At 43.2% G+C, this 13,371-nt stretch carries 10 protein-coding genes and 1 tRNA gene; 5 read left to right on the forward strand and 6 right to left on the reverse strand.

What is annotated here, in order from left to right; translation table 11 throughout:
• The first annotated feature begins 150 nt into the window (after window positions 1-150).
• The 3 genes from J0L60_05830 (at window position 151) to J0L60_05840 (ending at window position 3,842) form a co-directional block, all read left to right on the forward strand.
• Window positions 151-2,226, forward strand: a complete 2,076-nt coding sequence (locus tag J0L60_05830) for a hypothetical protein (GenBank protein ID MBN8545641.1) — start codon at window positions 151-153, stop codon at window positions 2,224-2,226.
• A 10-nt stretch (window positions 2,227-2,236) separates the two neighbouring features.
• On the forward strand, window positions 2,237-3,658 hold the full coding sequence (locus J0L60_05835) for a hypothetical protein (protein MBN8545642.1): 1,422 nt from the start codon (window positions 2,237-2,239) through the stop codon (window positions 3,656-3,658).
• A 111-nt stretch (window positions 3,659-3,769) separates the two neighbouring features.
• Window positions 3,770-3,842, forward strand: a tRNA-Gln gene (locus J0L60_05840).
• 41 nt (window positions 3,843-3,883) lie between these two features.
• Here J0L60_05840 and J0L60_05845 read toward each other — a convergent pair.
• From J0L60_05845 to J0L60_05865, 5 genes are read right to left on the reverse strand one after another with little or no spacing between them, the layout of a single operon-like run.
• Complete coding sequence (locus J0L60_05845) at window positions 3,884-4,879, reverse strand: FAD:protein FMN transferase (GenBank protein MBN8545643.1); 996 nt, start codon at window positions 4,877-4,879, stop codon at window positions 3,884-3,886.
• Window positions 4,863-5,534, reverse strand: coding sequence for a NusG domain II-containing protein (locus tag J0L60_05850; protein ID MBN8545644.1), 672 nt, complete (start codon window positions 5,532-5,534; stop codon window positions 4,863-4,865). The genes J0L60_05845 and J0L60_05850 overlap by 17 nt, the downstream gene beginning before the upstream one ends.
• A gap of 18 nt (window positions 5,535-5,552) precedes the next feature.
• Entirely contained in the window at window positions 5,553-6,764 is a 1,212-nt protein-coding gene (locus J0L60_05855) for a DUF3570 domain-containing protein (protein MBN8545645.1), read from the reverse strand.
• A complete protein-coding gene (locus tag J0L60_05860; protein ID MBN8545646.1) occupies window positions 6,688-6,903 on the reverse strand; it encodes a DUF4266 domain-containing protein in 216 nt (71 codons plus the stop codon). Before J0L60_05860 ends, J0L60_05855 begins: the two co-directional genes overlap by 77 nt.
• Complete coding sequence (locus tag J0L60_05865; protein ID MBN8545647.1) at window positions 6,899-7,198, reverse strand: hypothetical protein; 300 nt, start codon at window positions 7,196-7,198, stop codon at window positions 6,899-6,901. The genes J0L60_05860 and J0L60_05865 overlap by 5 nt, the downstream gene beginning before the upstream one ends.
• A 219-nt stretch (window positions 7,199-7,417) precedes the next feature.
• Here J0L60_05865 and J0L60_05870 point away from each other — a divergent pair, with 219 nt between their 5' ends.
• The gene (locus J0L60_05870) at window positions 7,418-8,065 is read left to right on the forward strand and encodes an NAAT family transporter (GenBank protein ID MBN8545648.1); all 648 of its coding nucleotides are present in this window, start codon (window positions 7,418-7,420) and stop codon (window positions 8,063-8,065) included.
• Window positions 8,066-8,181: 116 nt separating this feature from the next.
• Window positions 8,182-10,329 (forward strand): response regulator, encoded by a 2,148-nt coding sequence (locus J0L60_05875; protein ID MBN8545649.1) that lies wholly within the window; start codon window positions 8,182-8,184, stop codon window positions 10,327-10,329.
• Window positions 10,330-10,342: 13 nt separating this feature from the next.
• On the opposite strand, the gene J0L60_05880 is transcribed toward J0L60_05875, so the two are convergent.
• Window positions 10,343-13,327, reverse strand: coding sequence for a CotH kinase family protein (locus J0L60_05880; GenBank protein ID MBN8545650.1), 2,985 nt, complete (start codon window positions 13,325-13,327; stop codon window positions 10,343-10,345).
• Between the last annotated feature and the right edge of the window lie 44 nt (window positions 13,328-13,371).

The raw sequence follows: 13,371 nt of genomic DNA on the forward strand, positions 1-13,371 counted from the left end.
TGAAGGAAAATGCAGGATATAACCTGTATTTGCCTTTTAGTGCTCTTTTTTTTCATAAAAAGCCCCGATTATAAATAAATCATTTGCAAACAATTCAAATTATAACTAATTTTAATAGTTATCGTTAATAATTATAGAACCGAGATCGCAATGAAGCATTTTAAGAAGAGTTTTACCGGAATTACCGGTATAATCGCCGTATTGTCACTATTGCTCTTATCCGGGTGTGAGATCAAGGAGCCGATTGCCCCTGTGTGGGATGTCGAACTTAATCTACCGTTCGTGAACAGGTCCTACACTTTAAAGGAGATTGTAGAGAGAGATACAGCAAACCTGAAAGTGAGAAGCGACACCGCCATAATAATTTATGAACAGCTTCAGGATCTCAACTCTGTCAAGATTGAAAACAGAATGACACTTGATGCTCCTGTGAAGAGCATAAAGACAACCATTGGTGCCATCAAGGTGAACGCTGTTGCGTCCATTAGTGAAGAGATAAAAATGACCCAGTGGCTTAATGTTACGCCGGGTCAGAATCAGATTGTTCCCCCGATTACCAACACATTGGTGGTTCAGGATATCAAGAAGATCAGTTCTTTCGAAGTGGCTGAATTTGATGGTGGCACCATGTCCCTGAAATTAAGAAACGAAAATGGCCCCATTCCCTTGAGCATCAGCAGGATTATCGTGAGAGCAGGAAAGAACTACACATACAGAGGGGCTTCAATAGCTGAAAACTCCCGTCTGCTTACCGATAATACAGCATTCACACTGACTCAGAATCAGGAAAGAACCATATCGTTCCCACTTACGGGACAGAAATTGGTGGACTCCTTAAGGATTGAGGTGCTCTTATCATCAACGGGCAGCAGTGGGCAGTCGGTTCTCCTTCCGGCTAATCCGGTTACAAAGATTACAGCCGATTTCGCAAATCTCAGTGTGAGCGGTGTCAAGACTGTAATTCCTCAGCAAAATCCAATTGTGAAAAGTGATGTGGTGGCGATAGATGACTCCACTCAGTATTCCCTGATGAAATTTGATTCGGGAAAATTGGATATCTCTGTTAAGAACTCCATAGACATGCCTCTTCAGGTCACGATGAGTGTTAACGAGTTGAAAAAACCGGACGGATCAGCATTCAGTCAGGTGATAAATGTTCCTGCAAAAGGAACAGGGACTTTCTCGATTCCAAGTCTGAAAGATTACACTGTAAATTCCGGAGGCGTACTTAAGAACACAATCACCTATTCGGCGTCTGCAACAAATACTGTTCAGCCGGGAGTTGTAAATACACTTCTTAGTACAGACAGTCTGGTTTCCACTGTTTCCATGACAAATCTCGTAATTTCGAGTATCACAGGAAAAGTGAAACCGGTACAGCTCAGAATTGTAGAGACAGATATCGGAATTAATCTAAACGACTTGCAAGGTAAATTCAGATTCGGAAAACTCGATCTTCAGGATTCTGATATAAAATTAATAGTTCAGAAAGCAACGAGTTTCGAAGTGAGGTTTACCGGTAAACTTAAAGGAACAAACGGAGTAAATACCGCTGAACTGGATCTTCCTGTCACGACACTCGGTACCGGACAAACCACCATCAAACTTGACCCTGTGAAAGTGGAGCAGTTTATTCTGGCTTTCCAGAATACACTTCCAAACCGTATGACGGTTGTTGGTGTTACCACTCTGAATCCCAACTTTAAAGAGGGTACTGCTCAGATGATAGACTCGGTTTATGGTATCGGCAAACTGGATTTCCCATTCCATGTTGGTATTACCAACGGTACGATTTCTGACACTGTAGCTGTAGACATTGCAACCGGAGATACTGCCAAGCTCAACAATTCCAATTCTGCAGATGTGACCATGGTATTTGAAAACGGATTTGCAGCAGGTTTGAGGGTTAGTGGCAGATTTGTTGACAAAGATTATAAGACAGTAATGAATATCATTCCCAAAAATACCGGAAATGATTCAGTACTTACAATAAAAGGAGCAACCGTTGGCTCTGATGACCGTGTAATTGCGGCAGCTAAAGACAGTATCAAAATGACTCTCCTAAATGCCGACTTCAGAAACTTTACAAAAGTCAAGCATCTTATTCTCGAAATGCGGATAAATACCTCTCGAGCGAATGGACTGCCGGTCAAGTTCTATGCACTTGATCTGTTCAAGTTACGAGCCTTCGGTAAATTCTCTTATAAAGTAGATGCAGGAAAGTAGAGGTAACACTATGAAAACTTTTAAATATTCAGTATTGGCATTGGTGATTTTCTCTTCTTTAATTTCTGCGCAGAACGGAGGGGGCATAGCCAGCAGTTCTGATCCTGTTGCCACCGCAATGGGAAAAACCATGACTGTAACTTCCCGTGGTGTATATGCATTGGGTGCCAACCCTGCACTAATAACATGGAGTGAGCCAAAAACATTTGAGTTCTCCGTAATTGGACCCATCAATATAAGAGCGGGGTTCGATTTCATGACCCTCGACGACTACAATTATTTCTTTGGTGGAACTACTGACGCCTCCGGAAAAACAACCGGCAGATATCTTACTAATGACGATGAACTCAGGTTCAGAGAATTGTTCAAAGATGAGAGCAGTATGATTGTGGGTGCTTCATTCACCATGTTTTCTGCTACATACAATGCGGGTCCTTCGATAGGTGCTTTCGGATTCAACATTACCGATCAATTCTATTCCAAAGCCGTAATTCCGGAAACATTTGCCAAACTTGCTCTGGAAGGTAATCTTCAAAATCAGTCATATGATTTTGGTGGTACGAAGTTCGGTGCCAACTGGATGAGAAAGTATGGTTTGACATATGCCAGAGACTTTAAGCTATTCAACTGGAAACAGGTCTCTGCAGGCATTACAATGAATCTGGTACACGGATACGGCTATGCCGCTATTGATTACATCAGGACCAGTTTCAGTTTCGATGCGAATAATCAGCTAACCGGAACCGGTGACTACAGAGCAATCTCTGCATTCTCGCCTGATTTTGGTATCAAGTATGACTTTGATTCAACTGATATACAAAAAGGGAAGAATTTCTTCCCGTTCCCCTCACCGGGAGGAACCGGATTTGGAATCGATCTTGGGTTTGCAGCTCAGATCAATGATAAATGGTCAATCGGTTTGGCGATTACTGATATTGGTTCGATAAACTGGACACAGAAGACTGCCGAGTTTAAAGCCGAAGGTGGAGTCTTCCTGAATGATCTTCTCGATCAAAAACAGAGAGATTCACTAGTTAATGTTCTTAAAGGTAAAGCAAGATCGACCGGTGAATTTTCGACCGCGTTACCCGGAGCATTGAGGTTTGGAACCGCCTTCAAAACTGGTGGCAGCAGTGGTGACTGGTTATTCGCTTCAGATTTTAATTTTGGATTCAATGATCAACCCGGAAACAGTACTGCAATGAGATGGTCGATGGGAATGGAGTGGAATCCAAAAGCAAGCTGGCTACCATGGTTCAGGACAGGATTCTCGGTAGGCGGTGGTACGATTGCAAGCTGGTCGTTCGGTGGAGGATTCAAAATATGGAAAATATACTTTGATGGTGCAACCTACGATTTCCAGTACCTCTTCAGCCCTTCAAAAGCAAAAAGAGTGTCGGTATCACTTGGTGCAAGATGGAGATTTGATTAAAATTCCTGACTAAAAAGATTAAAGAGGTTGTTCATTTGAGCAACCTCTTTTTTTTTGATTTTGTAAATTAAATCTGATATCCGTATATTTACAGTCTCAATTTGAAATTATTGCCCTGTGGTGTAATTGGCAACACGCCTGACTCTGGATCAGGAGAGCCCAGGTTCGACCCCTGGCGGGGCAGCAAAAGAAAAGCTCTGACGAAAGTCAGGGCTTTTTTTTATGTCAATTCTGTACGAAGGAGTATTTAGATTTGAATTTTGGAGAGAAGTGTCTGACCAGATTAGAATCGATGATGAGATAATCGGGTGCAGAAGATGATGTGTCCCCCTGGGTGATGAAAAGAATTGTAGCCAGGGCATCGGATTTTTCTGAAGACTCTGCCACTACAGAAACACTGGTGCTCCCGGTAGCGGGATATCCGGTTCGAGGGTCAATGATATGATGATACCTGACACCGTTTTTCTCAAAATATCTTTCATAGTCGCCACTTGTCGCGATGGCAAGGTCAGCAAGCTCTACACTGCCAATTAGTTTCCCCTCATCGCGCGGATGCTTGATTCCGATAACCCACTTCTGATTTTCATTTTTCATCCCCGATACCAGGATATCACCGCCGGCATTAAAAAGGAAAGAGGTAAAGCCGTACTTTTTTAATATGTCGGATGCTCTGTCGATGGCGTACCCTTTCCCGATACCACCAAGGTCAATCGACATACCTTTGAACTGCAAAAATGCTGTGGTATCTTTTTCATTGAGTGAAAGGTTCCTGAAATTGACAAGCTGTTTGCAGGAGTCAATCTTGTTTGCCGGTGGAACATCTGAAGGTTCATCGTCTCCGTTAAAACCCCAGAGTTGTGTGAGAGGTCCTATTGTGACATCAAAAATGCCTGAGGAAAGTTCAGAATATTGAGCTGAGCGTTTCAAAATGGAGAAGGTTTCAAACGATATTTTGGCGGGAGCTTTCCCGGCAGCTTCGTTAATTTTGGATATTTCAGATGCGGGAATCTGCCAGGCAAGAAGTGAATCGATTCTTTCGATTTCGCGGAAAGCGAGATACAAAGTTTTTTTAGCCTTCTGGATGTCACCCGCGAACACCTTAACATCCACGACAGTTCCGATAAGATTCTTTGAGGCATTCACCTCGTAAAGAAGGGTCGTGTCCTGAGCCAGCAGGGAGCATGCTCCCAGCCACAATAAAAAACTAATGCGAAATGGCATCAAACAGACTGCTCTGTGCTCCGTAAACAACGGCTCTTACCCGGTTGGGAATGCAGATCAGGGATTCTCCGGCGATTGAGGCGGATCCCAGTTTCATACATGTTTTGTGACCACAGGGGGCACCGACAACTTTAATACCGGCTTTGGAGAGTTGAAACTCTGAAGTCCCTTGTGCACCTTCCACGCTGAATGTGACAAGTTCGTTGTTTAGTTTAATTTCTTTAACGAGGGAATTGTTGCTAAAAATCCGGATCGATTTATTTTCGTCTGAAGTATCGGCAACAGAGAGAAATCTTACAAATTTTGGATTTGTCAATTTTGCAGGCAAGCCGAGTTTGGATGATATTTCCGCCAGGAGTCCCGATTTCTGATCATGCTCCGAACGGAAGTTGACAAGTTTTCCCTTGTCGATGAAAACGATATCACCAAGAAACTCTCCTGCGAGGTCGAATTCCTCGTACTTCAGTCTTTCAGATGCTCCGGTTTTTGCGAAGAATGACTGAGCAAGAGCTGCTGCAGCATCGGCGTCATTTGTAATAATGGCGAGGGATGATCCTGTCACAAGCTCCGCCGGTGTGAAGCTTTTTGCAATCGAAGGGAGGGATAATGCTCCCGCCATTAATGCTCCCGTTTTGATAAAATCTCTTCTTTTCATGAATATGATGCTCCGAAATTAAAAATTGTATTTATAACCGAGTGTGAAAATATATGCATAGAGCATTCTGTAGCGGCTGTGCCAGTCGGGCGTTAGAGTATTCCTCATATAAAAATTGAGTCCGACCGAAAGTTCTGCTGTTTCTTTCATAATCGAGTTGAGCAAAGGTGTGTTCTTAAAGACATCACTTGCAAATTTAAAGCTCAACTCAAACTCATTACTCACTGATTCATTCAGTTTTGAATCGACAGCCATAAGTTCAACGGGTCCCGAATATTCAGGCAGGAAAAAATATGCCTTGGTCTGATTGTAGATTCGCCATCCAAGAGCCGCTCTTATATTTTTACTCAGGTGTCTTTGATAAAGGACATTCGCAGTATTCGAAGAAATATCCCATGTGTCCCAGTAATATCTGTAACCCAGTTGCAGTGACGAGAGTTCATCGAGAGAAAAGACTGTTCGCAGACTTGCAGCCCGTCGGTCTCTTGAATCGGGATAAGCAGGGGAGTAAAATCGCACCCTGCCCAGTTCATTAATGGCAACCACCTGATAGGCATCATTCAGGAAACCGGTATTGTTTGAATACCACAGGTTCATTTGCATTACCCATGCGGGTGAAATATTTTGAGTAAGTCCTGCACTGAGGGAAATAACATTTTTATCCTTTTGCCAGTCTCTGTTGTCAGGAGCGACAATATCCCAACTCTTTACAACACCCAAAGATATTATAGTGTTTTTTAATGCAAAAGGGAGTGAAATGTCGGCCGCAATGGTTCTGGAATAGTAATCATGCTCGGTGGAATAGATTGCATTCAACGAGGCTTTTACCTCGCCAAAAAGCTGAGTGACTCCACCCGTAAATTCGTGTCTTATTTCGTCGGGGAATTTGCCTTCACCCTCGGTTCTTTTGGAAGCAGAGGTGACACCATCCACTCTGAAAAGACTTTTCATTGATGCGGCCGAGATCATGTCGACGAGATACCGTCCATTAATTGAAGTGGTGGCTCCAATTTGTTTTGTAACAGAAATAACGGGATAGGCGACGACTACTCCAAAGTTGTCGAAATAACCGTTCAGATTGACTTGCAACTCGTTTTCGGGCAGATTCTGACCAAATGAGAGAGTTACCAGAATCAGAAAGATAATTAAAGATCTAACCACAACCGCATCCTCCACTCTGTGCTCCCGTGCCACCGACAGATCCTTCGCGATAGTCGAGATGATGTTCAAAAATTCCCTTCTCGAGGGGATTTGAATCAATCATCATAATCGGGTCACCCAAAAGTCCTTTTTCCCAAGGCTTCACGGTGGTACATCCTGCCATAACCAGCAACATCACAATGAGAAAAATAAAATAAAAAAGCTTAATCTTCATTCCATTCTTCTCCATGGCATTGGTAACATGATGGTGCAATTCTGTCTTTTCCTTCGATAAAAGCGGCTCCTCCCTTAAGATTGGATTGATGGCACGAGCCGCTGCTGCATCCTGAAACGGGTGAGAACGGGTCTTTGAAGCCCGGTTTGTGAAAGGCCGTTCCCAGTTTTTCAGTATGTGCATCAAGCCCCTTGGGGAGAGTGGTTTTCTCCTCTTTCGGGAAGGGAAAATCGCATCCTGACAACATAATCAGTGTTAGCGCTAATGCCGGAAAATAGAAAAGTTTCATAAGTTCAATAATTAATGGGGAATGGCATATTACTATTAAATACGATTTCAATTTACACAAAAAACTGAAAATAATCAATTCCGCAGAGGGCATTTTTTTATACTCAAAATGAATAATAATTTCCTGTTTTCAACAGAGGCGGTAGTAAGGGCAGTTGACTGTCTCTTCTAATTGTTTTATGCTTATATTTGGCTTGTTTTATAACAAATTTACATAAGCATGAACGAACTGATTCAATTTGGAATACTTAGTTTTGTGGCATTTTTTACTCTGATAAATCCGGTGGCTACGATGCCTGTCTTTATGACAATGACAGCCTCGCTTGATGAGAAAAACAGGGCGAGGACGGCAAAGAAGGCGTCGATAGCAGCATTGATAACATTGTTGCTTTTTGCATTTTCAGGGCAGTTGTTGTTTAAATTTTTCGGAATATCGGTAAACAGTTTCAGAGTGGTGGGAGGTGTCATATTCTTTATGATGGGGATGGACATGCTTCAAGCCCGCCTGGTTACGGTGAAAATAAAAGAATCTGAAATTCGAAGCTATGTTAACGACATTTCAATTACACCGCTTGCCATACCCATGATTACAGGTCCCGGAGCTATTACAACCTCTATCGTTCTAATGGAACAGGCGGTTACGATAGAGATGAAAGCAGTACTCGTGCTGGTGATTGTCCTTGTACTCCTTCTTACCTGGATTATTTTATTGAGTTCTTCGAAAATCATAAATCTACTCGGTGAGACCGGTAACAATGTTTTGATGAGATTGATGGGACTTATTGTCATGGTTATTGCAGTGGAATTTTTCTTTTCAGGCTTAAAACCAATTCTGGCAGATATTCTCAACTCTAAAATATCATTGTAAATCCTGTTAACCTGGAATAATATTTAAATAATTTAGTATATTCCGCAAGGGACGATAAGTTTTTTGCGAACAATTTTGTCAGGAAAGCACCCTTTCATGCAGCCGGAACATAATTAATGGGAAATTCCATTTTCCTTGGATTGGTTCAAAATACAGCCCTGCTCGTAGCTCTCGGTTTAATTTATAATTTAATCCGGGGGTTGAGTTTTATTTCGAACAGGTATTTCAAACAAATACTTGTAGGAATATTCACGGGTGCTATTGGGATTGCACTTATGGGAACGCCCTGGGTACTGTCTGAAGGAGTTGTTTTTGATACCCGTTCAGTGTTGATTTCGATTGCAGGATTGTTTTTTGGCACGATTCCCACCATAATCGGAATGGTAATGCTTGCCCTGTATAGAATAAGTATGGGTGGCGATGGTGCAAACATGGGGGTGGCAGTCGTAATCGTGACAGGAACCATCGGATTAATATGGAGGCAGGTAAGAAAAGACAGTCTCATCAGGCTTTCTCTGAGCGAGTTGTATCTGTTCGGGCTTCTCGTTCACATCGGTATGATGGCATGCACGATATTGTTGCCTGATGCCACCAGAATGTCGACCATTGCAAAAATAGGAATTCCGGTACTTCTCATTTATCCTGTTGGCGAAATGCTTCTCGGTTGGATGTTGATTGCGGGAGAGAAACACAATCTTACTTTAAAAGCGCTTGCGGAAAGGGAGAAGAGTTTCAGGGGACTTTTTGATACAGTAGATGAAGCAATTTTTGTGCAAAAGATCGATGGAGATTTTCTCGATGTGAACAGAGGTGCCTCAAAAATGTATGGTTACCCGCGGGAAGAGTTGATCGGAAAAAAACTCGATTTCCTTTCGGCACCGGGACAGAATGACCTTGCATTGCTCAAAGAGAAATTGAACAAAACATTTGCAGGAGAACCCCAGGAACTGGAGTTTTGGGGTATCCGAAGCAATGGGGATGTTTTTCCGAAGCTTCTCAAATTTTATAAAGGAACCTTCTATGATCAGGATGCAGTCATCGGGCTGGCACAGGACCTTACAGAAAGGAAAAAGACAGAGACGGAGTTGATAGAGGCAAAGGAAAAGGCAGAGGAAGCCAACAGGCTGAAATCCAGCTTCCTTGCCAACATGAGTCATGAGCTCAGAACCCCGATGATCGGGATAATCGGATATTCCGAAATGATGATGGAGCCCGAATTCAGCGAGGAGTCGAGGCACATAGGTTCGATAATTTTTCATTCAGCCACCAGATTAATGCAAACCCTGAATCTTATCCTTGATCTTTCAAGAATTGAGTCGGGGAAAACAGAGCTGAATTATACTGTTTTAAATATAAACGGGTTGGTTCAGGAGGTTGTTCACCGTTACGAAGCCGCTGCAAGGAACAAAGGCTTGAGAATAGGGATGAAAACGGATCAATCAGAGTTGATGTGTCAGGTGGATGCCAGGTTGTTCGACCAGATTTTGAGTAATCTGGTGGATAATGCCATTAAATTTACTCACAAGGGTGAGGTGGAAATATTTGCAGGCGAAGAGGAGTCGGAGGGTCGAAAATGGCTGACAGTACAGGTCACGGACACCGGCATTGGTATTTCAGAGAAGGATCAGACTCTGATATGGGATGAGTTCAGGCAGGCGAGTGAGGGCTGGGGACGCGGTTATGAGGGCTCAGGGCTTGGTTTGTCGCTTACAAAGAAATTTATAAACATTATGGGCGGAACCGTCTCTGTCTCAAGCAGGTTGGGCTTCGGTTCCATATTTACTTTCAAACTTCCGATCGACAGAGCGATCGGGGAGACGATAATAACAGATAAAGATAACACAGTAAGTTCACCAAAAAAAGGAGCGAGTGTTGCTGCCATGAGGGAAAAAGAGAATGTCATTATCATTGATGATGACGAAGTTACAATTGATGTTTCAAGAGCTTTCCTGAAAGATAATTATAATGTGGATTCAGCGGGCACAATCCAGGAAGCCCTGGAGATGATAAAAAAGAACAGGTATTCATTGGTTCTTTTGGATATTAATCTCGGGAAAGGAGTCACGGGATTTCAGGTTCTCGATGAACTAAAAAAGATGCCTGAATACAAGGATGTCCCGGTAATTGCAGTTACAGCATATGCAATGGTGGGCGACAGGGAGATATTCCTGAAGGCAGGGTGTGACGACTACATTTCAAAGCCATTCACCCGTCAGACACTGATTGCCGCATGCGACAAGGCGACGGGAAACCTGACTCTCTGAGCAGGTTGCCCTCTTATTTGAGGACAACCATTTTCTTTACAGAGTTAAACCTTCCTGCAGACATTTGATAGAAGTAGATGCCACTGGGCAACCCGGTGGCATCGAAAATAAATTCATAACTTCCTGCATCAAATTCACCGTTCGCCAGAATACTTACCTCGTTTCCAAGCACATCAAAAATTTTCAACTTCAATTCACTTTTCCCGGGAAGTGTAACAAGAATTTTGGTTTCCGGGTTGAATGGATTGGGGAAATTCTGACTAAGGCTAAAATCGGAGGGGATATCAGAAGTTTTCAATATACCTGTGTATACATCATTCTGAGCAGAAGGGGTCCCGAGTCTTTTACCCGTTCTCCACGATGAGGCGAGGGTGTTGTCGAGAGTCGGATTTACCAGTGCGAGAGAATAACCGTCGCCGTTCGCTTTGGGGTCCCACGGGTCTGAAATTCCGTACTTAACGCTGTCGACCAGATTGTCGAACGGATCCAAAAGGAAGACAGTCTCACCATCACTCGAAAGGCCGAAAGGGAAATTTCCTTTATAATTCGCTGCCGAAGGGTGGAAAAACTTAAATTTTACAGAATCCTCACAAACGGTGAGATAACCAGCCGGCGGGACTATTGAACCCTCCGGAAGGATGAATTCATTTCCCTCACCCGAGTCTTTTACCTTGTAGCCGGAAAGATTAACAGCCTGCCTTGAGGGGTTGAATATCTCAATCCAGTCACCTGTATCGTAAAGTGAGTTACTTTTATAATTTATCTCATTTATCACCAGTTGTGAATCGGCAGGTGTCCAGGGCTCAAAAATTGCTTTAAGAGTTATATTCGCTGTCGGAAGTATCTCAATCTTTTCACCGGTTCCGCTTACAAATCCTTCCCATCTTACAAAGCGGTAGCCTGCATTTGGCAAGGCTCTCAATTTGAGTGGAACCCCTTTAAAGAAGACAGGTTTGGCATTCCACTTCATCGGTACGGTATGGGCAATTACACTTCCGGCTGTTGAATCATTCGAAGTAAGATGAACTGAAAAAGAGCCGGGGAGTCCAAATCTGTCATAAAAGAACTGCCGCATCGATCCCGGTCTGAGAGTTATAAATTCCCGTATCAGGTCAATCTGAACATCCCAGGTTGCGCCGAAAGAGATGGAATTGGGCCAGCGAACCTTGTGTTTTGGCATTTCGTTCACCAGCAAACCACGAATGCTGTCGAGAACCGACAATGAACGGGAAGTTTCAAAAGTTGTACTTATGTGAGCAGCCATCCGCTGAATGAACTCATTTTTGAATTCCGGGTTCATCATCAGGCGTCTGAAGATGAGCGTAGCCCATGGAGGATTTGTGGAAATGGTATTTGTTGTATCGAGTGCATATCTCAAAGTATTGGTGTTATACATCCCCTGAGAATTGCCGTTGTAGCAATAATCGAGGTCATAGAGGAGCCATCTCCACTTCGCACCGGGTTTTCGTTCACGCCACAATTTCACATTGTTTGCAGGCCAGTCACCGTTTGCACCAAATATCTCTGCCACATTATAATCGATAAAAGAGTCGATATCGATGATCGATTTTGCATGATCATAGTTCGCAGGGAGAGCAAGATCGTTGTTTTTCAGGAAGTTGTACATTTCATAATATGCAACGGAATCACCCGTGCTTACATCCGCCACTTTAGAATACTCAATCAGATCGAGATCGGCTTCCTGCACATTATAGTGATATTCTATATAATGTTCGTTTAGTTTTTCCCGGATATTATGGATTCCCCAATATCTGCCATTAATAAAGAGAATGGATGGCCGGTATTCCTGCTGATCGATATTCATCTTACCTTTGATGAGCGAGGAGATCATCCCCTCTCTTACCATTGTCCGGTACCAGTCCTGTCCCGCATTTCTAAGAACCAGATTATTAAATTCATAGAGATATGAATCTTTGAACACTTTATAACGAATTTTTGAATCGCCGTATTTATCTCTCATGTAGACTGCAAGCGATTTTTCGGGATAAAGCCGTGTACAGCCGCCGTAAATTTTAACACCGGCATTCACTTTGAAAGCTCGTGATTTATCAGTCTCGTAAAACTCAAGGGAGACAGGGCGTTCCCAATCCTGATTCCAGTTTCTGGGTCCTGAGGAGCAGTAACCGGTAATGCCGTTGGTTCCCTGTACATAGATACCGGCCGTATCGCTGAAGAAATTTGCCGGGTCGGTTGAGAGGGAAAAAACAGGGAGATCTGTGGTTACATTAATAAAATATGTATTGGTTATCGTCTTTGAAGGGAGGCTTTGCAGTTTGAAAGTCTTTGCTCTAATAACGGTCGTTGAGTCGAGATGAACCGGAGAAGAGTAAAGCCGCGAATTTGCTTTTGGTTCGGAGCCATCAGTTGTGTACCTGATTTCACTTCCGGCCATTGAGGTTGATAATGAGACATCTACCGGTGAGGGGAAAAAACCACCTGTAAGAGTAAATTCCGGATCGGGGCAGCGCGCTGTTATGTTTGATTCAAAATTTATAGTGCCGGGGGTTGCGGGATAAAAAGTGTACCAGTTGTTTTCACCATCGGGAAATCTGCCATAAGAGATATCACTCGTTTGAGTTCCAAAACGCATCGTATCGATTATTAAAGAATTGGGTCCGAAGAGCCCCACCATTTCGCCGCTCGCGGTCAGTTTAAAATTGGCATGCAGTCCGGTATTATGATCATCGCACCAGATAATTAGAAATCCGTTTGCGGGGATTATAACACCTGAAGCGGGTAACTGCCACTTCTGTGGTTCGCTGAAAATGTCGGTCAGGAAATATCCCGAGATGTCAACAGCGATCGAGTCAGGGTTGTAGAGTTCGACCCAGTCGCCGAATTCATTAAACTGGGGGTCGCGTATTGTATTTGTGTTGGAGGCCATAACCTCGTTTATCTTAACGCGGACGGGGTTCTGAGCCATCAAATTAGTGGAAACAGCAATAAATAACAAAACTAAAGCAAATGTCTGCTTCATGGAAAAACCTGTATAGAATAAATAAAACTGAAACCAAATATAAC

Source organism: Ignavibacteria bacterium (assembly GCA_017302895.1).
Taxonomy (GTDB): domain Bacteria; phylum Bacteroidota; class Ignavibacteria; order Ignavibacteriales; family Ignavibacteriaceae; genus UTCHB3.